Origin of the sequence: Pantoea sp. T14, from assembly GCF_036663535.1 — a bacterium.
Classification (GTDB): domain Bacteria; phylum Pseudomonadota; class Gammaproteobacteria; order Enterobacterales; family Enterobacteriaceae; genus Pantoea; species Pantoea phytostimulans.
The window spans coordinates 39,805-64,121 of sequence record NZ_JAWUEB010000002.1; the positions used below are offsets into that span (position 1 = coordinate 39,805).

The 24,317-nt window shown below is 51.0% G+C and carries 23 protein-coding genes; 9 read left to right on the top strand and 14 right to left on the bottom strand.

Annotated features, from left to right (window positions below):
- Nucleotides 1-45: 45 nt before the first annotated feature.
- Both SC127_RS00470 and mutY read right to left on the bottom strand, forming a co-directional pair.
- Nucleotides 46-318, bottom strand: a complete 273-nt coding sequence (locus SC127_RS00470) for an oxidative damage protection protein (RefSeq protein WP_243078999.1) — start codon at nt 316-318, stop codon at nt 46-48.
- On the bottom strand, nt 318-1,403 hold the full coding sequence (gene mutY, locus SC127_RS00475) for an A/G-specific adenine glycosylase (RefSeq protein WP_243079000.1): 1,086 nt from the start codon (nt 1,401-1,403) through the stop codon (nt 318-320). The genes SC127_RS00470 and mutY overlap by 1 nt, the downstream gene beginning before the upstream one ends.
- Nucleotides 1,404-1,557: 154 nt before the next feature.
- On the opposite strand from mutY, the gene trmB reads away from it, so the two are divergent.
- The 3 genes from trmB (at nt 1,558) to SC127_RS00490 (ending at nt 3,480) form a co-directional block, all read left to right on the top strand.
- Entirely contained in the window at nt 1,558-2,277 is a 720-nt protein-coding gene (gene trmB, locus SC127_RS00480) for a tRNA (guanosine(46)-N7)-methyltransferase TrmB (protein WP_243079001.1), read from the top strand.
- Nucleotides 2,277-2,603, top strand: coding sequence for a YggL family protein (locus SC127_RS00485; protein WP_215845650.1), 327 nt, complete (start codon nt 2,277-2,279; stop codon nt 2,601-2,603). Before trmB ends, SC127_RS00485 begins: the two co-directional genes overlap by 1 nt.
- A 160-nt stretch (nt 2,604-2,763) precedes the next feature.
- Entirely contained in the window at nt 2,764-3,480 is a 717-nt protein-coding gene (locus SC127_RS00490; protein ID WP_215845651.1) for a DUF2884 domain-containing protein, read from the top strand.
- Between the two features lie 54 nt (nt 3,481-3,534).
- Here SC127_RS00490 and hemW read toward each other — a convergent pair whose 3' ends face one another.
- Genes hemW through SC127_RS00510 form a run of 4 tightly spaced genes read right to left on the bottom strand, consistent with a single transcriptional unit; the run spans nt 3,535 to nt 6,555 of the window.
- Nucleotides 3,535-4,674, bottom strand: a complete 1,140-nt coding sequence (gene hemW, locus SC127_RS00495; protein ID WP_215845652.1) for a radical SAM family heme chaperone HemW — start codon at nt 4,672-4,674, stop codon at nt 3,535-3,537.
- Nucleotides 4,667-5,260 (bottom strand): XTP/dITP diphosphatase, encoded by a 594-nt coding sequence (locus tag SC127_RS00500; RefSeq protein WP_215845653.1) that lies wholly within the window; start codon nt 5,258-5,260, stop codon nt 4,667-4,669. Before SC127_RS00500 ends, hemW begins: the two co-directional genes overlap by 8 nt.
- A gap of 20 nt (nt 5,261-5,280) precedes the next feature.
- On the bottom strand, nt 5,281-5,835 hold the full coding sequence (locus tag SC127_RS00505) for a YggT family protein (RefSeq protein ID WP_215845654.1): 555 nt from the start codon (nt 5,833-5,835) through the stop codon (nt 5,281-5,283).
- 12 nt (nt 5,836-5,847) lie between these two features.
- Nucleotides 5,848-6,555, bottom strand: a complete 708-nt coding sequence (locus SC127_RS00510; RefSeq protein ID WP_243079002.1) for a YggS family pyridoxal phosphate-dependent enzyme — start codon at nt 6,553-6,555, stop codon at nt 5,848-5,850.
- Between the two features lie 14 nt (nt 6,556-6,569).
- Here SC127_RS00510 and SC127_RS00515 point away from each other — a divergent pair, with 14 nt between their 5' ends.
- Nucleotides 6,570-7,574, top strand: a complete 1,005-nt coding sequence (locus SC127_RS00515; RefSeq protein WP_332624868.1) for a type IV pilus twitching motility protein PilT — start codon at nt 6,570-6,572, stop codon at nt 7,572-7,574.
- A 73-nt stretch (nt 7,575-7,647) separates the two neighbouring features.
- On the opposite strand, the gene ruvX is transcribed toward SC127_RS00515, so the two are convergent.
- The 8 genes from ruvX to metK all read right to left on the bottom strand — a co-directional run bounded on the left by ruvX (nt 7,648) and on the right by metK (nt 15,005).
- A complete protein-coding gene (gene ruvX, locus SC127_RS00520) occupies nt 7,648-8,067 on the bottom strand; it encodes a Holliday junction resolvase RuvX (protein WP_215845656.1) in 420 nt (139 codons plus the stop codon).
- Entirely contained in the window at nt 8,067-8,630 is a 564-nt protein-coding gene (locus SC127_RS00525) for a YqgE/AlgH family protein (RefSeq protein WP_215845657.1), read from the bottom strand. Before SC127_RS00525 ends, ruvX begins: the two co-directional genes overlap by 1 nt.
- A gap of 85 nt (nt 8,631-8,715) precedes the next feature.
- Nucleotides 8,716-9,660, bottom strand: a complete 945-nt coding sequence (gene gshB, locus SC127_RS00530) for a glutathione synthase (RefSeq protein WP_243079004.1) — start codon at nt 9,658-9,660, stop codon at nt 8,716-8,718.
- A gap of 106 nt (nt 9,661-9,766) precedes the next feature.
- Nucleotides 9,767-10,498: a 16S rRNA (uracil(1498)-N(3))-methyltransferase gene (rsmE, locus tag SC127_RS00535; RefSeq protein ID WP_215845658.1), complete on the bottom strand. Its 732-nt coding sequence runs from the start codon at nt 10,496-10,498 to the stop codon at nt 9,767-9,769.
- 75 nt (nt 10,499-10,573) lie between these two features.
- A complete protein-coding gene (gene endA, locus SC127_RS00540; protein WP_243079006.1) occupies nt 10,574-11,281 on the bottom strand; it encodes a deoxyribonuclease I in 708 nt (235 codons plus the stop codon).
- A gap of 77 nt (nt 11,282-11,358) precedes the next feature.
- Entirely contained in the window at nt 11,359-11,871 is a 513-nt protein-coding gene (locus tag SC127_RS00545; protein ID WP_215845659.1) for a SprT family zinc-dependent metalloprotease, read from the bottom strand.
- Nucleotides 11,872-11,954: 83 nt separating this feature from the next.
- Nucleotides 11,955-13,352: a sugar porter family MFS transporter gene (locus SC127_RS00550; RefSeq protein WP_243079007.1), complete on the bottom strand. Its 1,398-nt coding sequence runs from the start codon at nt 13,350-13,352 to the stop codon at nt 11,955-11,957.
- A gap of 501 nt (nt 13,353-13,853) precedes the next feature.
- Complete coding sequence (metK, locus tag SC127_RS00555; RefSeq protein ID WP_215845661.1) at nt 13,854-15,005, bottom strand: methionine adenosyltransferase; 1,152 nt, start codon at nt 15,003-15,005, stop codon at nt 13,854-13,856.
- Nucleotides 15,006-15,858: 853 nt separating this feature from the next.
- Here metK and speA point away from each other — a divergent pair.
- The 5 genes from speA to SC127_RS00580 all read left to right on the top strand — a co-directional run bounded on the left by speA (nt 15,859) and on the right by SC127_RS00580 (nt 24,307).
- Entirely contained in the window at nt 15,859-17,835 is a 1,977-nt protein-coding gene (gene speA, locus SC127_RS00560; RefSeq protein ID WP_215845662.1) for a biosynthetic arginine decarboxylase, read from the top strand.
- A gap of 306 nt (nt 17,836-18,141) precedes the next feature.
- Nucleotides 18,142-18,297, top strand: a complete 156-nt coding sequence (locus tag SC127_RS00565; protein WP_243079009.1) for a hypothetical protein — start codon at nt 18,142-18,144, stop codon at nt 18,295-18,297.
- Nucleotides 18,298-19,411: 1,114 nt separating this feature from the next.
- Entirely contained in the window at nt 19,412-20,563 is a 1,152-nt protein-coding gene (locus SC127_RS00570; RefSeq protein ID WP_243079010.1) for a capsule biosynthesis protein, read from the top strand.
- A 30-nt stretch (nt 20,564-20,593) separates the two neighbouring features.
- The gene (locus SC127_RS00575; protein WP_332624869.1) at nt 20,594-22,267 is read left to right on the top strand and encodes a polysaccharide biosynthesis/export family protein; all 1,674 of its coding nucleotides are present in this window, start codon (nt 20,594-20,596) and stop codon (nt 22,265-22,267) included.
- A 12-nt stretch (nt 22,268-22,279) separates the two neighbouring features.
- Complete coding sequence (locus tag SC127_RS00580; protein WP_332624870.1) at nt 22,280-24,307, top strand: capsular polysaccharide biosynthesis protein; 2,028 nt, start codon at nt 22,280-22,282, stop codon at nt 24,305-24,307.
- Nucleotides 24,308-24,317: the final 10 nt, after the last annotated feature.

Below are 24,317 nucleotides of genomic sequence, written 5' to 3' on the forward strand. Positions count from 1 at the left end.
TATGCCTGACCTGGATAACGGCCTCAACGAGGAGGCCAAAAATGTTTACGCTTCTGGCGGCGTGTAGCCTTCAATGTGCACGTCTTTGCCTTCAAACAGGAAATTAACCATCTCCTTTTCCAGCACTTTGCGGTCTTCTGGGTTCATCATGCTGAGCTTTTTCTCGTTGATTAGCATGGTCTGCTTGGCCATCCATTTCTGCCAGGCTTCTTTGGAAATCTCGTTGTAAATGCGTTTACCCAGATCGCCAGGGTAGAGCTGAAAGTCTTGGCCTTCAGCGTCGCGTTGTAAAAAGGTACAAAAAATAGTGCGGCTCATTATTCTTCCTCATTGATCTCACAACTGTGCAAAGCCAGTTGCTGGGGATGGCGCAACTCGTGCAAAAGTCGCTCGACAGGTGCGGCTAATCCCACTGCCGGTGGCTGCGCTAAGTTATACCAGAGACCGTCCGCTTCATCCATCGCCGACCCGACAGAAGGCCATGCCAGCCACATTGGCACGATGTCCAAATGGAAGTGGCTAAAGGTATGGCGAAACGCGGTCAGCTGCTGCGGTTTTGCGTGAATACCCCGCGCGATTAACCAGTCAATCAGCGCCTCTTCGGTGGTGAATTGCGGGAAGCAAAACAGGCCGCCCCATAATCCCACTGGCGGACGCTGCTCTAGCCAGACGTCATCGCCATGCTGGATCATCAGGAACCAGCCGCTGCGCTCTGGCAGGGTTTGTTTCGGCTTTTTACCGGGATAGCTCGACCAGCTGCTGTCGGCATAAGCCATACAACCACTGTTAAGCGGACAAATTTCGCATTTCGGTTTTGAGCGGGTGCAAACGATGGCGCCGAGATCCATCATCGCCTGATTGAACTCACTGACGCCTTCAGCAGGCGTAACGGTTTCGCTGATCTGCCATAAGCGCTTTTCGACCTCTTTTTTGCCCGGCCATCCCGCCACCGCGTAGCACCGTGCCAGCACGCGCTTCACGTTGCCATCGAGGATGGGGAAATGTTGTCCAAGCGACAACGACAACACCGCGCCTGCCGTTGAACGGCCTACGCCAGGCAGCGCCGCGACATCATCAAAATTGCGTGGAAATACGCCTTTGTGCACATCAACAATCTGTTTCGCCGCTTTGTGCAGGTTGCGCGCACGCGCGTAGTAGCCTAAACCGGTCCACAGATGCAGCACTTCATCTAACGGCGCAGCGGCTAAATCGCTGACCGTAGGAAAACGTGCCATAAAGCGTTCGAAATAGGGAATAACAGTAGCAACCTGGGTTTGCTGTAACATCACTTCGGACAGCCACACCTTATAAGGTGTTTTCTCCAGCTGCCACGGCAGGGTTTTGCGGCCAAAGCGCTGATACCAATCCAGCACCTGTTGCGCGAACTGCGGCGCTTGCATCATAAGAAGGAAATTTTCCGTGGTTACTCTACACTCAGGCAGGAATTCCAGCACATGCGCATCTGAGTGTAAACCGGAAGATGGCAAAGGCTTGCTTCTGCTTATGAACTTTGCATAATGCCCGTTTCCCAGAACAGGCTAACCAGCAGGCTTCGACATGATTAATGACGTCATCACCCCAGAATTTGATGAGAATGGACGCCCATTGCGCCGCATTCGCAGTTTTGTACGCCGCCAGGGCCGCCTGACCAAAGGCCAGCAGATGGCGCTCGATAATTACTGGCCGGAGATGGGCGTGGAATACCAGCCGGAGCCCATCGATCTGCTGCAACTCTTTGGTCGTGAAGCACCGATTACCCTGGAAATTGGTTTTGGCATGGGCGCTTCTCTGGTGACTATGGCGCAAAACACACCACATCAGAACTTCCTGGGTATAGAAGTTCATGCGCCGGGCGTAGGCGCATGTCTGGGTGCAGCAAAAGAGGCGGGCGTAGAGAATCTGCGCGTGATGTGCCATGACGCGGTGGAAGTGCTGGAGAAAATGATCCCAGATAATTCGCTGCGTATGGTGCAACTTTTTTTCCCCGATCCATGGCACAAAGCGCGCCACAACAAGCGTCGCATTGTACAAGTGCCGTTTGCCGAGCTGGTTATGCGTAAGCTGAAGCTGGGCGGCGTGTTCCACATGGCGACTGACTGGGAAGCCTACGCGGTTCATATGCTGGAAATCATGAACAGCATCGACGGTTATAAGAATCAGTCCGAAAGTCAGGATTACGTGCCGCGTCCTGAGACGCGTCCATTGACTAAATTTGAGCAACGCGGGCAGCGTTTAGGCCATGGCGTATGGGATTTAATGTTTGAGAGGGTGAAATAATGGCCACACAACGCAGCCGCCGTTTACGTAAAAAAATGCATATCGATGAATTTCAGGAACTCGGTTTTTCTGTTGCTTGGCGCTTTGCCGAAGGCACGTCTGAAACTGAAATCGATGAAACGCTGAATCAGTTTATTAATGAAGCGATTGATCCAAATGGCCTGGCGTTTGACGGCAGTGGTTATCTGGCGTGGGAAGGGCTGGTTTGCCTGCAGAAAGACGGTAAATGCACCGATGAGCACCGTGAACTGGTGCGCAAATGGTTACAGGATCGCAACCTGCACGATGTGCAAGTGACTGAACTCTTCGATATCTGGTGGGACTAAGTTCTATATCTGCCTGGCTTACTGGCGACTTGAGCATCGTGCAGGGCTCGCATTCTCACGTATTTATGTACGCGCCGAATGCGCTGCGCTGGTCGGCATCCAATTCGCTGCGACGCACGGCAGACCTGTCGTTATAGTTTCAGTGAGATCGGGAGAGTTTATGGTTCGTAAAACGGTTCTTGCTGCGCTGCTGCTGGCGGCAACACAGGCTCAGGCTGCCTATGAGTGCAGCGTGAAACCTCAAGATGATGTCGTCATTAAGCCGCAGAGCGTGCAGGTGGTGGGGACTAACGGCAATCTGGAAATCACGCCGCAGGGTGACATAACATTCAATGGTCAGCCAGTGACAGTGGATAATGCCAGCCGCCAGAAAGCAATTGATTACCAGAATGGTTTACGCCGTGATCTGCCTTGGATCGATAGTGGCGCAACGTCACGACTTGAAAAGAGCCGCGTGGCGTTGGATCGCGTCATTGTTGAGAAACTGGGTGCGAACAGCAACGTGCGTAATCGCCTGACTACGCTCAATAGTCAGCTGAAGCAGCAGATGAACCGCATTATTGAACATCGTGCCGATGGTTTAACCTTCCATCATCAGGCGATTGATCAAGTACGTGCAGACGGCGAACAACTGGTGCAAACCACGTTAGGCGGCGTGATGCAGGACAGCCTGAACGAGATGGGCAGTAAGCAGGCCGTCAACGGCAGCAATCCGTTGCAGGCGATTATGGGAAATCTTGGTGGGCTTCAGCAGTCAATTCAGGCTGAGTGGAGTAATCAGGAGCAGGATTTCAAGAACTTCGGCCATGAAGTATGTAATCGCGTTATTACGCTAGAGGATCAGCGTAAGGGCTTGGTTAGCGGTCTGAAAAAATAAATAAAAGCCTCAGCCTGAAAGTTCGGACTGAGGCTTCATTATTTCTTTTCGCCGCTATTCTTCGGCTAAAAACAGTTCTAATAGCGAATTCAGAAACAATTTTCCTTTCTCACTGATCTGCCAGTGCTCTTCAGTCTCAATCACATAGCCTGCCGCAATGGCTGCGTCTATCTGTGGACGAATGACCTCTTCCGCTAAGCCGGTATAAAGCGAAAATTCATGGCGTGGTGCCGCTTCCAGCAAACGGAAACGATTCATGAAAAATTCGAACGGCTTTTCGGCATCGGCAACCTCGTACTGCTTATCCAGATAAGTGCCTTTCATGAAACCGCGTGGATGCTTGGTTTTCACCGTGCGCACAATGCGGCCATCGGGTTGGGTTAACTTGCCGTGTGCACCGCACCCGATACCGAGGTAATCACCAAAACGCCAATAATTGAGATTGTGTTCACAGCGATAACCCGGTTTGGCGTAAGCCGAGGTTTCATATTGCTGATAACCGGCTGCGGTCAGGAGTTGATCTCCCTGCTCGAAGATATCCCACAGCGCATCGTCATCGGGCAGTACCGGCGGACGCGAACTAAACAGTGTGTTTGGCTCGATGGTCAACTGATACCACGACAGATGCGGCGGATTCAGCGCAATTGCCTGACGCAGATCGTCGAGCGCTTCCTCAAGCGTTTGGTCAGGCAAGCCGTGCATTAAATCAAGATTGAAGCTGCGCAGTCCCAGTCCTTCAGCGAGATGAGCGGCGCGCTTCGCCTCTTCTGGACCGTGAATGCGCCCCAGACGTTGAAGCTTCTGCGGGCTAAAGCTCTGCACCCCGATGGAAATGCGGTTGATACCGGCGCGCTGGTAAGCACTGAAACGATCGGCTTCTACCGTGCCTGGATTCGCTTCCATGGTGATTTCAGCGCCAGCCGCCAGCGTCAGACGCTCACGTACGCCGTCCATCAGCATCTGCATCGCGTTGCTGCTTAACAAGCTTGGCGTGCCGCCACCGATAAAAATGGTACGGACTTCTCGTCCATTTATCAGCGGCAGATCGTTATCCAGATCGTTGAGTAAATGCTGTACATACTCAACGTGCGGCATCTCATCTTTCAACGCATGGGAATTGAAATCACAGTAGGGACATTTCTGTACGCACCATGGAATGTGGATATAGAGACTGAGTGGCGGCAAATTAGGCATTACGCATCGCTTCCAGCAACAGCGTCAATGCTTTACCCCGATGAGAAACCGCGCCTTTTTCCGCTTTGCTCAGCTCAGCGGCGGTTTTACCTAAAGCCGGAACGGCGAAAATGGGATCGTACCCGAAGCCACCGACACCCGCTGAAGCACGCGTGATTTCACCTTCCCAACTGCCGTGAAACACCAGCGGTGTAGGATCTTCAGCATGGCGCAGATAAACCAGCACGCAATGGAATTGCGCCTGACGCTGATCGTCGGGAACATTTTCCATCGCTGCGAGCAGCTTCTCAAGGTTCTGCTGATCGCTGGCCTCTTCGCCAGCGTAGCGGGCCGAATAGATGCCCGGCGCGCCGCCAAGCGCATCTACCGCCAAACCCGAGTCATCGGCAATGGCGGGTAAACCAGTAATTTGCGCCGCATGACGCGCTTTGAGAATGGCGTTTTCGATAAAGGTCAGACCGGTTTCTTCAGCGGATTCCACGCCAAGCTCGGTTTGCGCCACGATATCCAGGCCAAAGGCGGACAGCAGGTCCGCCAGTTCACGTACTTTGCCGGGATTACCGGTAGCGAGCACAACTTTTTGCATAACAGTTCCAGTTAATTCGATTACAGCAAATACCAGAGACCTGGGAACAGGTCCATGCCGAGGAAGTTCAGGGCATACAACACCAGAATCACGATCATCGCTGAGAAGTCGATGCCGCCCATAGCAGGCAGAATACGGCGAATGGGCGCCATCAAGGGTTCGGTCAGTTGAATCAGCACCTGATCGACAGGGCCGCGGCCTTGGCTAATCCAGCTCATGAGAGAGCGAATGATAATGACCCAGAACACCAGATAACCGGCAGATTTCACCAGCGACAGCAGGCCAACCAGCAGGTTGGTAGGATCAAGCGAGAATACGCCCACTTGAATCAATAGCAGGATCGGATATTTGAGTGTAGTCAGCACAAAAGCCAGCAGCAGCGAAGCGGTATCAATCGGCCCTAACGCAGGAATGATACGGCGTAACGGCTTGATAATAGGCTGAGTAATCTTGACGACAAACTGCGCCAGCGGGTTGTAAAAATCACAGCGGGACCACTGCATCCAGATGCGCAGCAGCAGCACCATGACGTAGAGATCGATCAGCGTTTTGACTAAAAACGTCATTGTTAACATGAAGTTCCTCAATTATTGTTGTGGTTTGCTCGCGTAATCTCGCGCGCCAAAGATTGCAGTGCCGATGCGCACCATGGTGCTGCCTGCGGCAATAGCGGCTTCCATATCATCACTCATCCCCAAAGAGAGTGTGTCGACATCGGCATAATGCTGTTTCAACTGCTGGAACGCGTCGGCCATCTGCTGGCATACCGCCAACTGCCGATCGTAATCACTTTCTGGTGCGGGAATGGCCATCAATCCACGCAATCGCAGCTGCGGCAATTCTGCTATTTGCTGCGCCAGCTCGGAAAGGGCCTCCAGCATGATGCCAGATTTGCTGTTCTCGTCACTGATATTTACCTGAATTAACACATTAAGCGGCGGCAACGTTAACGGACGCTGGTCATTCAGGCGCTGCGCAATACGCTGGCGATCAACGGTATGACACCAGGCAAAGTTTTCCGCCACCAAACGACTTTTATTGGACTGCAACGGACCGATGAAGTGCCATTCCAAATGAGGATGTGCGGCCAGTGCCTGAACCTTTTCAACCCCTTCCTGCACGTAATTTTCCCCAAAGGGAATTTGCCCGGCTGCGGCGGCTTCTTCGACGGCGCTCGCAGGTTTAGTTTTGCTTACTGCAAGTAAGGTGATTTCTTCTGGCGCTCTGCCGCAACGCGCGGCAGCGGCAGCGATACGCTGCCGCACTTGCTGTAGGTTGTGCTGGATTGAGGTCATAGTCAGGAGAAATTATGGATCTGGATGAAATGGTGGGCCTTAGTGTAAAGCATAACGCCGCCGATCTGCACCTTTGCAACGGACATTTGCCTTACTGGCGACGGCAGGGCAGGTTGGAAGCGATACCCGACTGGCCGAAAGTCAGCGCGGCGTGGATGGATACGTTTATTGAGCAATGGCTGGACGATCCGCAGCGGCGGCAGCTTGAAGCCGAAGGTCAGCTTGATTTCGCCTTGAGTTTGCCGGGTGGACAGCGACTGCGTGCCAATCTCTTCCGCCAGCGGCAAGGTTTGTCTTTGGCATTACGCACTATTGCCAACCAGTGTCCAACGCTGGCGAGCTTGCGCTTACCCGCTATTGTGCCCTTGCTGTTGGAAAAAGAGGAGGGGCTGATTTTGATCACTGGCGCGACCGGCAGCGGCAAATCCACTACGCTGGCAGCAATGGTCGATGCGCTCAACAGACAGCAGGCGCGGCACATCATCACGCTAGAAGATCCCATTGAGTTTATTCATAACAGCCAGCAATCACTGATTCAGCAGCGAGAAATTGGTGTGCATTGCACTGCTTTTAACCAGGGGATTAAAGCGGCATTACGCGAAGATCCTGATGTGATTTTATTGGGCGAACTGCGCGACAGCGACACGATTCGACAGGCGCTGACAGCAGCAGAGACTGGGCATCTGGTGCTGGCAACGTTGCATACGCGCGGCGCTGCGCAGGCGGTTGATCGGTTGGTCGATCTCTTTTCCGCTGAGGAGAAAAATCTGGTGCGTTCGCAACTGGCGGGCAGTCTTAAAGCGGTGATCGCTCAGCGATTAGTGCCCTCACTCGAAGGTCAACGCATTGGCTTGTTTGAAGTCCTGATAGCAACGCCCGCAGTGGCGAATTTAATCAGGGAAGGCAAGATGCATCAAATTCCTGGTGTTCTCCAAACCGGCGCGCAAGCGGGTATGCAGACCTTTGAGCAGAGTTTACTGGCACGAAAGGCGGAAGGGCTCATTAAGGACACACCGTGACGTGCCGCGCTTCATTGCTTAGTAAGCGCGGGGTGCGGGTCATGGATAAGTTAGGTGATGATGAATAACGTGCTTAGTAGTGCGTTTCAAACCAGTCTTGCAGAATGATCGCCGCTGATTGCGAATCGACTGAACCTTTGTTTAGCGCACGATAACCGCCGCGTTCAAACAAGCCAGCACGTGCTTCTACCGTACTCAGACGTTCATCTTGCAGCTCAACACGAACGCCAAAGCGGCCATGCAGCCGATTAGCAAACTTACGTGCTCGCGCGGTTAACTCTTGCTCGGTGCCGTCCATATTCAGCGGCAATCCGACAACCACAAAATCGGGCTGCCACTCTTTCAACAGCTTTTCGATTTGTAGCCAGTCTGGCGTGCCATCCTGCGCTTTAAGCGCTGCGAGCGGGCGGGCGCTACCGGTGAGTTGCTGACCTATCGCCACGCCAATGCTCTTGGTGCCGAAATCAAAACCTAACAGTGTTTGATTTGACATCAGGCGTGTCCGGCGTCGCTGGCCATGTTGTGAATATCAACGCCAATACTGCGCGCTGCTTCACGCCATCGCTCAGAAATGGGCGTTTTAAACAAAATATTGCTATTGGCGGGCGTGGTCAGCCAGGCATTCTCCATGAGTTCGTTCTCCAGTTGGTCTTTTTCCCAGGCACAGTAACCCAGTGCTACCAACACGTTTTCTGGCTGTGATTGTGTACCAATCGCTTCCAGCACATCACGCGAGGTGGTGATAATGGTGGTATCAGAGATGCGAATACTGGAGGTAAAAATGCGTTGTGCAGAGTGCAGGATAAAGCCGCGATCTTCCGCTAACGGACCGCCGGTAAACACCGGTTTGTCCAACTTAATAGCAGGATCGCGATCTTCAGAAGAGATCTTGAGCTTTTTAAGAATGCCTTCCACCGTCAGGTTTTCCATGGGCTTGTTGACGATCAGTCCCATCGCCCCTTCTTCATTGTGTTCACACACGTAAACCACAGAACGTTTAAAGAAAGGGTCTTGCAGCGAAGGCATGGCAATCAAAAAATGATGCTGTAAATTCATTCTCACTCGATGTACCAAAAATAACCGGCGCGCAGTTGCCGCGCCGGTGTTGGGTTGATCACGGAGCAGAGCTCCGACGTCATGCTCAGCCCAGACGCTTCTCGATAGCATCCATCAACATGCCGGTGATGGAGATCGGGAATGCTGCTTCAATTTCACGCACGCATGTTGGGCTGGTCACGTTCACTTCAGTCAGTTTATCACCGATGATGTCCAAGCCTACAAAAATCAGCCCTTTTGCTTTCAGCGTTGGACCCACGCGACGGGCAATCTCCCAATCGCTTTCGCTTAACGGACGCGCTTCGCCACGTCCGCCAGCGGCGAGATTACCGCGGGTTTCACCCCCTTGTGGGATGCGCGCCAGGCAATAAGGCACAGGCTCACCGTCGATGACCAGAACGCGTTTGTCGCCTTCTTTAATCGCCGGGATAAAGTTTTGTGCCATGCAGAAGTAACTTCCGTGGTTAGTCAGGGCTTCAACAATCACTGAAAAGTTAGGATCATCTTTTTTCACACGGAAAATTGACGCGCCACCCATGCCATCCAGCGGCTTCATGATGATGTCACCGTGCTCTTGCCAGAACGCGCGCAGCTTCTCTTTATTGCGAGTTACCAGCGTATCTGGCGTGAACTCCGCGAACCATGCGGTATACAGCTTTTCGTTACAGTCACGCAGGCTTTGCGGCTTGTTCACGATCAGCGTACCCAACTCTTCTGCGCGCTCCAGAATATAGGTCGCGTAAATGAATTCCGTATCAAACGGCGGATCTTTACGCATCAGTACAACATTCAGCTCAGAGAGTTCAATCTCTTGCTCGCTGCCGAACTCATACCACTTGTCATAGTTTTGGTCGACGCTCAGCAGACGCGTGCGAGCATAGGAGACGCCGCCACGCAGCGAGAGATCGCCCATCTCCATGTAGTGAATTTCATAACCACGACGCTGTGCTTCCAGCAACATGGCGAAGCTGGTGTCTTTTTTAATGTTGATGGACGAGATGGGGTCCATCACGATGCCAAGCTTAATCATTATTATCTCCTCAATGAGGCGGCATTTACCGTCTCGTTCCATGCGTCAGCGTTGGGCTGAACAGTCAGGACGCCGTGTGTGCTGCGTGCGTCTTAGAAATTATCGCTTAACCCAGGTCACCAAACCTCACCTGAAGTGCCGTAATGGCCGTCAGCGCGGTTGTTTCGGTGCGTAACACCCGTGGGCCAAGCAGAATGTCAGTAAAATCGTGTTGCGCTGTCATTGCGATCTCTTCTGCGGAAAGGCCGCCTTCTGGGCCAATCAACAAGCGTACTCGCTTAACCGGTTGCGGCAACGTGTTGATGCTGTGGCTGGCGCGTGGATGAAGGTTAAGTTTCAATCCTTCGTCTGCTTCTGCACACCAGGCTTCCAGCGTCATGGCTTCGCGAATTTCCGGCACGCGGTTGCGACCACACTGCTCGCAAGCCGCAATCGCAATTTTCTGCCACTGCTGAATCTTCTTCGCCAGCCTTTCAGCATCCAGCTTTACGCCGCAGCGTTCGGAAAACAAGGGCGTGATGACATTAACGCCGAGCTCAATCGATTTCTGAATGGTGAATTCCATCTTTTCACCGCGTGACATCACCTGGCCCAAATGCATAAACAGCGGTGATTCACGATCATCGGGTTGGCTCTCTAAAACAGTTACTTTTACACGCTTTTTATCAACATGCGTGATCTCTGCTGCAAAAGTCAGATTAGTGCCATCAAACAGTTCAAGGCGTTGACCGCTGGTCATGCGCAGCACGCGGCCTACATGATTGGATGCGTCTTCATCCAGCGTAATTTCACTGCCTACACTAAGCGGTTCGGCCTGATAAATGCGAGGTATGCGCATAAGGTTCCTGAGAACTGAACGCCGCGCTGTATTACGCGGCGGAATAGAAGAAACAACTAGTTTAGGGCAGGGATTTTAGCGCTGGCAAGCCTGCTGCACATAAGGATTGTGATTACCCTGTATGCGAGCGATGCGTTTGTCACGTTCACACTCCCATGGCGTAACGGGATAAAGCTTGTTCCATACGGTAAACAGCTGGGTTTGCTGACGAGAAAGGCGCAGATGATATTGATCGCGCATATAGAAATAGGTCCGCGCAATAGCCCCCCGCGCGCGCGCTGGCGGCTCGGCAATCTTATTTTTGAAATCGACTTTCATACCGCATTGTCCATAAGGCTGCTCACCGCCGTTCCATTGGCTGTATGCCAGATTCCCGCGATCACCATTTACTTCACCCACCGCAGGTTGCAGGTTGTGCAGATCGGTTTCGATTCGGCGATATTCAGCATCTTTACTGCAATTCTTGCGTCCACCGTTTTGCCAACACTGGCGCTGATGACCAAACTCCCACGCTGGCATGACGTGTTCCCATTCAATCCGCTTGGCGCGATTCGCATTTTTACGAACCTTGTAGCCACAGCTGTTGAGATCGGGGACGCCTTTTTTCCCCTGCCAGTTGATTTTACAGCCACAGTAAAACGTTCCTGGCGCATCAGCATTGATTTGCGCCGCATAGGCTTTGGCCTGCTGGAAGTTGTTTTGATGATAGTTATTCAGGCTTAGGGCGCTGGCAACAAACGGGGCAAATAACAGCGAAACAGCAACAATAATTTTGCGAGACATATTCCAACAATCTACGTAGAGCCAAAAAAGGGCGGCAGGGTAACAGAATGAGGAATCACGCGGAATGAGAATCCTGGTCAGGATGGCAAATAGTCGCCTGGCTTTAACAGACTGCCGCAGCTCACGCAGCGATATTCGCTTTCTCCACGCACGACGCGATTATGACGACGCACAGTGAGATGATGCTGCTGGCACTGACAGCGGTAGTTGAAGGTGCGACTGCGCACCGATTCCACCTCAAAGCGGTGAGTACGCTGGGCAGGCACGCCAAGCACGCTTTCCATCATCCATTTCCACTCTTTGCCATGGGGCGCAACGCGACCAAAATGTTTCCACACCAGCAGATGAGCCAGCTCATGCGGCACCACTTCATCAATAAAGGCTTGTTGATTCTCTAACAGCAAAACGGGATTGAGACGGATTTCCCACTTTTCTAGCCAGGCGGTGCCAGCTGCGGTGCCACGCTGTTGATAAATCAGTTTGGGTTCGGGATAGCTGCGCGCTAATTTTTGATTAGCCAACTCAAGCGAGTGGCGCAGCGAGCGCATCACGGCTTGCTGTAGCGCGATGGGAAGACGAGGTGTTTTCATGGGGCCAAGAATAAGCGGGCGCGGGCGGGAACTCAATATTGGAAAAGAAAACGGCGGGACTTCCCGCCGTTGTTGCTTGCTAATTAGTTCTGAGAACCAATATCACGCAGCTTTTTGCCTTTCATCAGGTTGCGTTCGATGTGTTCCAGCGAGATGTTCTTGGTCTCCGGAATCAGCATCACCGTCAGCAGGATGAAGAACAGGTTCAGCAGGGCATAGACCCAGAAGGTCGACGCGTTGCCCAAGGTGTTCAGCATCGTGAGGAAGGTAGCGCCCACAATCATGTTCGCAATCCAGTTGGTGGTGGTGGACACGGTGATACCGAAATCGCGGCCTTTCAGCGGTTGAATTTCAGAACACAGTACCCAGATCAGCGGACCGGCAGACATTGCAAAACCAACGATAAACATCAGCAGCATGCCAATGGCGAAGTACTGCGCGCCCTGAGAATCAATGCCAATATGCAGCATCGTACCCAAAATGCCCATGCCTGCCGCCATCACCATAAAGCCCAGAATCAGCGTTGGCTTACGGCCCCAACGATCCACCAGACCAATCGCGATGAAGGTCGCCAGCACATTGACCAGACCTACAATCACTGTGCCCCACATCTGCTCAGTGGTGTTAGAGAAACCCGCAATCTCAAAGATTTTCGGTGCGTAATACATGATGACGTTCATACCGGTGAACTGTTGCATCACCTGTAACAGAATGCCGAGGAACACCGCACGACGGAAGTTGCTGTTTTCTTTAAACAGACCCCAGCCAGATTGCTTGATTTTCAGGCTTTCGCGGATTTCATCCAGTTCACGCTTTGCTTGCTCGCTGGTGTCACGCAGACGATCCAGTACACGCTGCGCATCGCGGAAGTTACCTTTAGCCGCTAGCCAGCGCGGGCTGTTTGGCAGGAAGAAAACGCCGATCAGCAGCAGCAGGGCTGGAATGGTGATTACACCCAGCATCCAACGCCAGTTGCCGGTAAAGCTGAATGCGGTATCAGACAAATACGCGCCAAGAATACCAATGGTAATCATCAGCTGGTACAGCGAGATCATACTGCCGCGAATCTTTTCTGGCGCAATTTCGGAAAGATAAAGCGGGGCAGTGTAAGAAGCGATGCCCACCGCCAGGCCCAGCAGCACGCGTGCCCAAATCAGCATTTCAGGGTTCGGCGACATTGCCGACCACAAAGAACCGATAACGAACAGAATCGCACCCGCCATCAGGCTTTTCTTACGGCCCAGACGCGAAGACATCCAGCCGCTACCAATAGCACCCACAGCCGCACCGAACATCATGGAACTGACGATCCACTCTTGTTGGTGTGCCGTAACGTTAAAGTCTTTAGCGATAAACGGCAGTGCACCGGCAATAACGCCGATATCCAGACCGAACAGCAGGCCAGCGAGAGCCGCCAGAAAGCAGACAAATAAGGTCATCGCCTTATTTGAAGTTCTGCTTTTTTGTGTATTGCCAGGCATTGTTGCCTCCAAGTTTATCCATCGTTGTTTTTATCAATGTTAAAAAACCTTTTGCCGGAAAAAAGTGAGGGCGATCACATCAGTGTAATCGCTTACACACGCTGAAACCCTGAAATTCAGCATTTATAACCCGGAAAGGTCAAGTAACCAGAGAGGTATAGCACTCTTTAAGTTTCTGACAATGCTCTTATTATCGGCAATCAGATGACGCTGAAAATAACGCATTTTTATTACAATAACTACGCCGTTTAATTCCTAAATTGCAGATAACTAAAGCGTTTCAAATTGTAATCGTTAACATTTTGTTGTCAGGATTGGCGAAAGAAGTGTAGTTGAGATAACGAAAAAAGCTGTCTGAAGAGATTTGAAAGCAGCGTAAGCCGTTTTTTTGACTCGTAACTTTGTAGCATTAGGGATGAGAGGGCGATCGGTTAGCAAAAAACAGGCAATAAAAAACCCTGCTTCATCAACAGGGTTTTCGGATGGGACCCGAGAGAAAAATTACAGGCCCGCAGCGTCGCGCAGTTGAGCAGCTTTGTCTGTTTTTTCCCATGGGAAGTGCTCACGACCAAAGTGACCATAAGCTGCGGTCTCTTTGTAGATCGGGTGCAGCAGATCCAGCATCTGAATCAAACCGTATGGACGCAGGTCGAAGAACTCACGCACCAGCAAAGTCAGCTGTTCGGTAGAGATTTTCTCGGTACCAAACGTTTCAACCATGATGGAGGTCGGTTCAGCGACGCCAATTGCGTAAGAAACCTGGATTTCACAACGATCCGCCAAACCCGCAGCCACGATGTTTTTAGCCACATAGCGCGCAGCATAAGCCGCTGAACGGTCAACTTTTGATGGATCTTTACCTGAGAACGCACCGCCGCCATGACGTGCCATGCCGCCGTAGGTATCAACGATGATTTTACGACCCGTCAGGCCACAGTCGCCCATTGGGCCACCGATAACGAAACGACCCGTTGGGTTGATGTGATATTTGGTTGAAGCATTCAGCCATTCTGCTGGCAGAACCGGTTTGATGATCTCTTCCATTACCGCTTCTTTCAGATCTTGCTGGCTAACATCTTCAGCGTGCTGAGTTGACAGGACAACAGCATCGATACCGACGATTTTGCCGTCATCGTACTGGAAAGTGACCTGGCTTTTCGCATCTGGACGCAACCACGGCAGTGAACCATTTTTACGGACTTCAGCCTGACGCTGCACCAAACGGTGTGCATAAGTCACTGGCGCAGGCATCAGCACGTCAGTTTCGTTGGTTGCGTAGCCAAACATCAAGCCCTGATCGCCCGCGCCTTGTTCCAGCGGATCGGTGCGGTCAACGCCTTGGTTGATATCAGGTGATTGCTTGCCAATCGCGCTTAAAACGGCGCAAGAGTTGGCATCAAAGCCCATATCGGAATGAACATAGCCGATTTCACGAACGGTGTTACGGGTGATCTCTTCGATATCAACCCAGGCGCTGGTAGTGATTTCACCCCCAACCAGAACCATACCGGTTTTAACGTAAGTTTCGCAGGCCACGCGCGCTTTAGGATCCTGCTCGAGGATCGCATCAAGTACGGCATCAGAAATTTGGTCAGCGATTTTATCAGGATGTCCTTCTGATACAGACTCGGACGTAAAAAGGTGTTTAGCCATTCTGTTCTTTACCTTACAAATGGTTTGAATTCGACTGCATAGCGTAAGTGAGGCTGAACCTGACTTAACGCCCCTTCAGGCAAAGCCGCGAGCAGTTTAGGAAGTATCAGCACATCAGGCTAACATCGCCTGGAGTTTAACCTGTTTAGATGGAAAACCATCTGGACGTCTATTTTAGGTTACAGAATGCGCGAATTACCAGCCCTTTTTCTGTTTCAGCATTTTACGCAACGGCAAAACTGGAAGATTTTCCTGACAGTACACGCAATAACCAAATAATCTTTTTGCTATTTTTGACCACAAACTGTATAAAACGCCGCTGCTTTTAGGCAGCAAAAAGGATGACGTCACCACGCGTCGCGCCCGTCAGAACAGTGAGGCTTCTGGCGTTCACCCAGGTTGTTTTCCATGTGTCTTTGGCATATGTGGAGGTGATTCAAGTAATGAACCACGCTTTCTTTCCTTTCGGTTCTCTGCGCTGTTGCGCCGCGCTGGCTTTCTCCTGTTTCCCATCATTTTCAGTGTCCTGCCGACATTGTGTTCGTAGCGGTCATTCTACCAACACGAGTACCCGTTAATCTGTACTGCTATCCTTACGTTTTTGTTCCTTCTCTGTGCTTATGCAGATGAACGACGCACGTTATCCGTGGTCCTTTTTATACGTTTCTCTTTTAAACGTTTTCTATTTAAACGGACAGGCCAAGGTGTTTTACACTTACTTTCATGCGTTAATCGCGCTGACGGCAACGTCAGGTGAACAGGACATTGCGTCACATGTGGCAACGAATTTCTAACTTAGCGGCAGTTAAGCCGATTAACAGTTTCATCTTTCAACGGAAAATTGAGGTTCGTGATGTCTGACGACATGAAGAATATCAAGGGTTCGTCAGCTGGCGAACAAGGTGCACTCCGCTCAATGCAGGAGGTAGCAATGAACGATCAAGATGCCAGCAAAATGCTGCGTACTTATAACATCGCCTGGTGGGGCAATAACTATTACGACGTCAACGAACTGGGCCATATCAGTGTGTGCCCGGATCCGGATCTGCCGGACGTACGCGTCGATTTAGCCAACCTGGTGAAAGAGCGCGAAGCGCAAGGCCAACGCCTGCCCGCGCTGTTCTGTTTCCCGCAGATTCTGCAGCATCGCCTGCGTTCAATTAACGCCGCCTTTAAACGCGCGCGTGAATCTTACGGTTACAAGGGCGATTACTTTCTGGTTTATCCGATCAAAGTTAACCAGCACAAACGCGTCATTGAGTCGCTGATCCACTCCGGCGAACCGCTGGGACTGGAAGCGGGATCCAAAGCGGAGCTGATGGCGGTGCTGGCACATGCGGGCCAAACCCGTTCCGTGATCGTCTGTAACGGCTATAAAGATCGTGAATATATTCGTCTGGCACTGATTGGCGAAAAGATGGGGCACAAAGTATATCTGGTGCTCGAGAAAATGACCGAAGTGCGTCTGGTGCTGGAGGAAGCGGAGCGTCTGAACGTGGTTCCGCGTCTGGGCATCCGCGCACGACTGGCGTCTCAGGGTTCCGGTAAATGGCAGTCGAGCGGCGGTGAAAAATCGAAGTTTGGTCTGTCGGCAACCCAGGTGCTGAAACTGGTTGAGATCATGCGTAACGCAGGTCGTATCGACAGCCTGCAGCTGCTGCATTTCCATCTCGGTTCACAGATGTCGAATATTCGCGATATCGCGACCGGCGTGCGTGAATCGGCGCGTTTCTATGTTGAGCTGGCGAAGCTAGGCGTCAACATTAAGTGCTTTGACGTCGGCGGTGGTTTGGGCGTCGATTATGAAGGCACGCGTTCGCAGTCAGATTGTTCAGTGAACTATGGCCTGAACGAATACGCCAACAACGTGATTTGGGCGATTGGCGATGCGTGCGACGAACACGGTTTGGAACATCCAACGGTGATCACCGAATCGGGTCGTGCCGTCACTGCGCATCATACGGTGCTGGTGTCGAATATTATCGGTGTCGAACGCAACGAGTTCAGCGAGCCTGAAACGCCAGCAGCAGATGCGCCGCGCCCGATTCTGAGCATGTGGGAAACCTGGCAAGAGATGCACGAGCCGAGCACGCGTCGCTCGCTACGTGAATGGCTGCATGACAGCCAGATGGATCTGTTTGATATCCACACCGGTTACTCATCCGGCACTTACGATCTCAAACAGCGTTCATGGGCTGAACAGCTTTATCTCAGCATTTGTCATTACATTCAGCAGCATCTTGACCCAAGTAATCGCGCACACCGTCCGATTATCGACGAACTGCAAGAGCGCATGGCGGACAAAATGTACGTCAACTTCTCGCTGTTCCAGTCGATGCCGGATGCATGGGGTATCGATCAGCTATTCCCGGTGCTTCCGCTGGAAGGGCTGAACAAGAAGCCGGAGCGCCGTGCGGTGCTGCTCGACATTACCTGTGATTCCGACGGCACTATCGATCACTACGTTGATGGCGACGGCATTGCTACCACCATGCCGATGCCGGAATACGACGTTGATAATCCGCCTATGCTGGGCTTCTTTATGGTGGGTGCTTATCAGGAAATTTTGGGCAACATGCACAACCTGTTTGGTGATACCGAAGCGGTTGATGTCTATGCGCGTCCAAATGGCGACGTTGAAGTGCAGCTTTCTGATGAAGGCGATACCGTTGCGGATATGTTGCGCTACGTTCAGCTTGATCCCAACGAGCTGATGACGCTGTTCCGTAATCAGGTTACTGAAACTGAACTGGATGAGGAGCTGCGCGAACAATTCCTGCAAGAGTTCGAAAGCGGCCTTTACGGCTATACCTATTTAGAAGACGAGTAATGATTAGGGCTGAGCACTTCAGGTGCTCAGTCTCTCTTCTTTGTTCAGTCGCTCACAACCTTCACATTGCGCTTGCCACCGTCCTCACAAATCCCGCTTTTCTCCAATAACGCAGACGTACAAATAAATTAGACTTTTCTTAGCACCTGCATTTAAGTTCCGGATTAAAGCGATCGCTTTGTCATAACATCTGCTATTTCAGCGACATAACTGCATTTATATAGTTGGAAGAGCTAAACCTGATTTACATCGTAAACAAACTGAAACATAGCCAGGTTATATGATGAGTAATGAGCTGCCATACTGATGCCACTGCTCAAATTCACTCTCAAAGAGCCCAATATCATAGGTGGTTGTGTGGAATTTTTACTGACAGGCATTGCCGTTGTAGCCTTGATAGGACTGCTCATCGCCATCAGCGTGATGCGTTCGGCCGCAGAGGATATTGATAACGACTATTAAATGCCTCATGCGTGCGTCATTTCTCTCTTCTTGTTGATCCCGTCATCCGCATCCCAAACCTCTGTTTCTACCCACTTCAAACAAATCACGGTTCCTGGCTGTTTTTTATATATATCTTTAAGCTGTAGAGATCAGATTGAATAGAAACAAACCCTTATTATAACCGGATATCACTGTAAAACGGTATAATAAGTGCACAATAAACATAAGAGTAAGTTATCTCGGAAAAATGAAAGTACTTTTAGTAATCCATGAATTATTCTGAACTCTGCTCGCTATTATCTTCCGCTCACCGCCGCCATGAATGTGTCTCCATATAAATATTAACCTTATTAAAATATAACCTGTAGTGACTTTATCAGTTACCAATTATCTTGGTTATCGTCTGTTATTTATACAATGAATCAGTAGAGTGTTATTTTAAATAGGTGGCTCCCGAATTGATTTTAATCCATTGAAATGTAGTGTTTATTTGTTTTTGGTTGCTCTTTTTGCGCTATCCAAACTATTTGGTTGATTAAAAAGCGACCAGTTAAATACTAAGAATCTTCTTAAAAAAGTTGTGCCATTTCTTACGCTATGTTACATAGGTTTCGTTAAAATTTCCCTGCGGCCTTTTATTTAAAAGGGCGGCTGCCTGCACTAAATGACAATTAAAAATTTCGCCAGTCACCTGCTGGACGCTATCCCTTTGTCTTAAATTCTGGAGGGGAAGGGGGTTTTTATTGTGCAGAAAAACGTCAGCGTAGAGATTTAGTGTTCATTTTTGTTTAACCATCGTTAGCTGGTTAATAAGTGAACACGCGAAGGTCGTCCTATTAAGTGAAAAAACGGCTAAATCCGGAACGGTCGAGTAAATGTACACAAGTAACGTTGCCCGGTTTTGTAGATAACTCTCTGCCAGAAAAGGCTATTTACTCGCAGCGATACAAGAGAATAAGCATCGAAGAGTAAGAAAAGATGCAAAAACACCCTGTTTCCGCGCTATTGGCCATCAATAAAGAGAATAAAGTCACCCAGCTGTTTCCAGGTTCTACTGAGCGTGTGGCAACGGAAATATGTCACCGGCCTTAACAAAGACGTGCGAGAGCACACAATAAATGATGATAGCTGCATGTTAATTGAGAAAGTGAAGTTCAGAGCATCGGGAGTGCGCACAAAGTTGTCCGTGCTTTCACTGGCAAATCTGCAAAACCACCTCGCTAAAATTATTATTTTGCTGCCGATGGCGTTGCTGCTCATCTATTTGGTGATCTTCAGTCAACCGCGCTTCATGAGCGAATCCAAGGTAGCCATTAAACGCGCCGATGATATCAACGGCAGCAGCCTGAACGTCGGTTTGTTGCTCGGCGCTTCCAATCCCAGCTCTGCAGAAGATGCGCTCTACCTAAAAGAGTACATCAACTCACCCGATATGATGGCGGTGCTGGATAAGCAGCTTAATTTCCATGAAGCGTTCAGCCACAGCGGTCTGGATTTTCTGAATCATCTCTCGAACGATGAAACCGTTGAGCGTTTTCTTGAATACTACCGCAGCCGTATCAGCGTGGCGTATGACGATAAAACGGGTTTGTTGGATATTCAAACCCAAGGCTTCACCCCAGAGTTCGCTAAGCAATTTAACCAAGCTGTGCTGAAAGAGTCCGAACGCTTTATCAACGAACTTTCCCATCGCATTGCTCGTGATCAGCTCACTTTCGCCGAAAACGAAATGCAGAAAGCACGCGCCAGGCTGGATGAAAGCAAAGGCGAACTACTGGCTTATCAGAACCACAACAATGTGCTGGATCCAGAAGCGCAAGCGTTAGCCGCCAGCACTTTAGTGAACACGCTTAATGGTCAGAAAATCCAGATGGAAGCAGACCTGCGTAATTTGCTGACCTATTTGCGTGACGATGCGCCGCAGGTGATTAGCGCGAAAAACGCCATTGCGTCACTGCAATCTCAGATTGATGACGAAAAAGGCAAAATTACGGCACCGGAAGGGCACAAGCTCAACCGCATGGCAGTGGATTTCGAAGAGATAAAAGCGAAAGTCTCCTTTGATACTGACATTTATAAGTTGGCGCTTACTTCTATTGAGAAGACGCGTGTCGAAGCCGCTCGCAAGCTGAAGGTGCTGTCGGTCATTAGCTCACCGCAACAGCCGCAGGAATCTACGTTCCCGAATGTTCCTTATTTGATCGCCTGCTGGTTACTGGTGTGCAGCTTGCTGTTCGGCACCCTAAAACTGCTGCTGGCTGTTATTGAAGATCACAAAGATTAATTCGTCGCCCAGACATTGAATGAGTTCGCCATGAAATTACTGAAGTCTCTGTTATTCATCGCCCTGTGGCAGGCTACGCAGGCCAGCGCAGTGGATTTAAATGCCGACCCTAATCTGACCGGTGCCGCGCCTTTGCCCTCCTTTATTACCGGACAGCAGAATGCGGTGCAAAGCAGCGATGGCTTTGACAATACACCACGCCCCACCGCGCCGATGGTGATGAGCCGCATGTTTGGTGCGCAACTGTTTAACGGCAACAGCGCCGATAACGGGGCCACCGTGGGTTTCAATCCGAGCTACACCATTAGCCTTGGCGACACCATTCAAGTTCGTTTGTGGGGGGCATTTACTTTTGATGGCGCGCTGACGGTTGATCCAAAAGGCAATATTTTCCTGCCAAACGTCGGGCCGTTGAAGGTGGCGGGCGTCAGTAACAGCCAGCTGAATAATATGGTGACAACGCGAGTCAAAGAAGTTTACCAGGCTAACGTTAACGTTTATGCCTCGCTGTTGCAGGCGCAGCCGGTAAAAGTGTATGTGACCGGTTTTGTGCGTAACCCCGGTTTGTATGGCGGTGTTACAACCGATTCGCTGCTCAACTATCTGATCAAAGCGGGCGGCGTCGATCCCGATCGCGGCAGCTACGTAGATATCGTGATAAAGCGCGGCAATCGCGTACGCTCATCCGTTGATCTGTATGACTTCCTGTTAAATGGCAAGCTCGGCCTTTCACAGTTTTCCGATGGCGACACCATCGTGGTCGGGCCGCGTCAGCACACGTTCAGCGTGCAGGGCGATGTCTTTAACAGCTACGACTTTGAGTTCCGCAACAGCAGCATTCCGGTGACGGAAGCGCTGAGCTGGGCACGCCCCAAACCCGGCGCTACGCATATGACCATCATGCGTCAGCAGGGCGCAATGAAACGCAGCGAATATTATCCGATCAGCTCTGCACCGGGCCGCATGTTGCAAGATGGCGACACGTTGATTATCAGCTCCGACCGCTATGCAGGCACTATCCAGGTTCGTATTGAAGGCGCACATTCTGGTGAGCATGCGATCGTTCTGCCTTATGGTTCAACCATGCGTTCGGTATTAACGCAGATTCGTTCTAACAGCATGACGCAGCTTAAAGCGATCCAGCTTTATCGTCAGTCTGTTGCGCTGCGCCAGAAAGAGATGCTGGATTTGTCGCTGCAAAAATTGGAAGAGGCTTCGCTGTCGGCGCAATCCTCCACTAAAGAAGAGGCCAGCCTGCGTATGCAGGAAGCGCAGCTGATTAGCCGTTTTGTAGCGAAAGCCCGCTCTGTGGTGCCGAAAGGCGAAGTAATCCTTAACGAACAGAATCTCGATTCCGTGCTGCTGGAAGATGGCGACATCATCAATATTCCAGAGAAGAGCTCGTTGGTGATGGTGCATGGCGAAGTGCTGTTCCCGAATGCGGTGAGTTGGGAGAAAAACCTCAGCCCGGAAGATTACATCGCCAAGTGTGGTGGTCTGACGCAGAAATCGGGTAACGCCAAAATCATTGTGATTCGCCAGAACGGCGCAGCCGAAAACGCCGACGACGTGGATTCTTTAAATCCAGGCGACGAGTTGATGGTGCTGCCGAAGTATGAGTCGAAGAACATCGAAGTGACGCGCGGTATCTCCACCATCCTCTACCAGCTGGCGGTGGGTGCAAAAGTCATTCTGTCGATTTAAGGACACAGCGACGTGATTGGTATTTTTTCTTCAGGTATCTGGCGTATACCGCATCTGGAAAACTTTCTGGCACAGCCGTGCCAGAAGATCTCAGCGCTGCGCCCGTTGCCGGAAGAGATTGATACTGTGGCGGTGTGGGGACATCGCCCCAGCGCCCGTAAACCGGTGGAGATCGCTCGCGCCGCAGGAAAACCGATTCTTCGCCTTGAAGATGGGTTTATCCGTTCACTGGATTTAGGCGTTAACGGTGCGCCGCCGCTTTCGATGGTGCTGGATGAAGAGGGCATTTATTACGATGCCAACCAACCCAGTACGCTGGAGCGTCTGATCAAGGACACGGCAGGAAATCAGGCGTTAGCGATTCAAGCCCAGGAAGCGATGCACACCATCGTCACTGAAGATCTGTCGAAATATAATCAGGCGCCTGCGTTTGTAGCCGGTGAAAGCCTGACGACAAATTTGGTGCTGGTGGTGGATCAAACCTTTGGCGATATGTCAGTGACCTTTGGTAATGCCGGCCCAGATGATTTTGCCGCCATGCTTAACGCCGCGATAGATGAGAATCCGTCTGCCTCCATTTGGGTGAAAGTGCATCCTGATGTGTTGGAAGGGAAAAAAGCGGGTTATTTCCACCAACTAATATCAACGCACCGCGTGCATCTGATGGCTGATAATGTCAGCCCGCAATCGCTGTTGCGCCACGTTTCCCGCGTCTACGTTATGACGTCGCAATACGGTTTCGAAGCCCTGATGGCGGGCAAGCCAGTGACCTGTTTTGGCCAGCCTTGGTACGCCGGTTGGGGATTAACTGACGATCGCCATCCTCAGGCTGAACAGCTTTCGCAGCGTCGCGGCTCCGCCACGCTGAATGCGCTGTTTGCCGCTGCCTATTTACGTTACAGCCGCTATATCGATCCACAAACGGGCGCGCCGGCGACGCTGTTTGAAGTTTTGAACTGGATGCAGTTGCAGCGCCGCTATCAACAGCAGCGCAGCGGGCATCTTTGGGCGCCAGGCTTAACGTTGTGGAAATCCACTATCCTGAAACCTTTCTTGCGCACCAACGGCAACCGATTGAGTTTTTCTCGCCGTTGCCGAGAAGCCACGGCTTGTGTCGTATGGGGCGTGCGCGGTGAAAAGCGCTGGCAAGAAAAAGTCAGTTCACAGCAGTTACCGATGTGGCGTATGGAAGATGGTTTTATACGATCGTCAGGTTTGGGGTCCGATTTATTGCCACCGCTTTCGCTGGTGCTGGATAAACGCGGCATCTATTACGATGCAACGCGTTCGAGCGATCTAGAGGTAATGCTGAATCACAGTCAGTTAACGCTGGCGCAGCAATTACGCGCCGAGAAACTCCAGAAGCGATTAGTTGAAAGTAAGATCAGCAAATATAACCTTGGCGCCGATTTCAGCTTACCGGTGGATTCACAAGGCAAACGTATATTACTGGTTCCGGGGCAGGTAGAAGATGATGCCTCGATTGAAACCGGCACGCGCACCATTAATACCAACCTGGCGTTGTTGCGTACCGTACGCGAGCGCAACCCGGATGCATTTATTATTTATAAGCCGCATCCCGATGTATTAGTGGGTAATCGCAAAGGCCATATTTCAATAGAACATGTGCAGGCGCTGGCTAATTACCAGGCGCTGGATGCGGATGTTATTCAGTGTATTCAACTCGCTGATGAACTGCACACCATGACATCGCTTTCGGGTTTTGAAGCGTTGCTGCATGGTAAAAACGTGTTTTGTTATGGCTTACCGTTTTATGCAGGTTGGGGCCTGACGCAGGATGAACATCAGTGTGAGCGACGTAACCGTAAGCTTCATCTTACCGATTTGGTGTATCAGGCGCTGATTGCTTATCCGACGTATATCCATCCGCTGCGGCTTGAAGCCATTAGCGCAGAAGAAGCCGCAGAGTTACTGATCCACGCACCGCGTGGACAGATGTTTATTAATAAGAAAAAAGCGGGACGCCTTGTGCGTTATTACCGCAAGTTGATGATGTTTTTTAAAGTCAAATTCGGCTAATTAAGTCGGG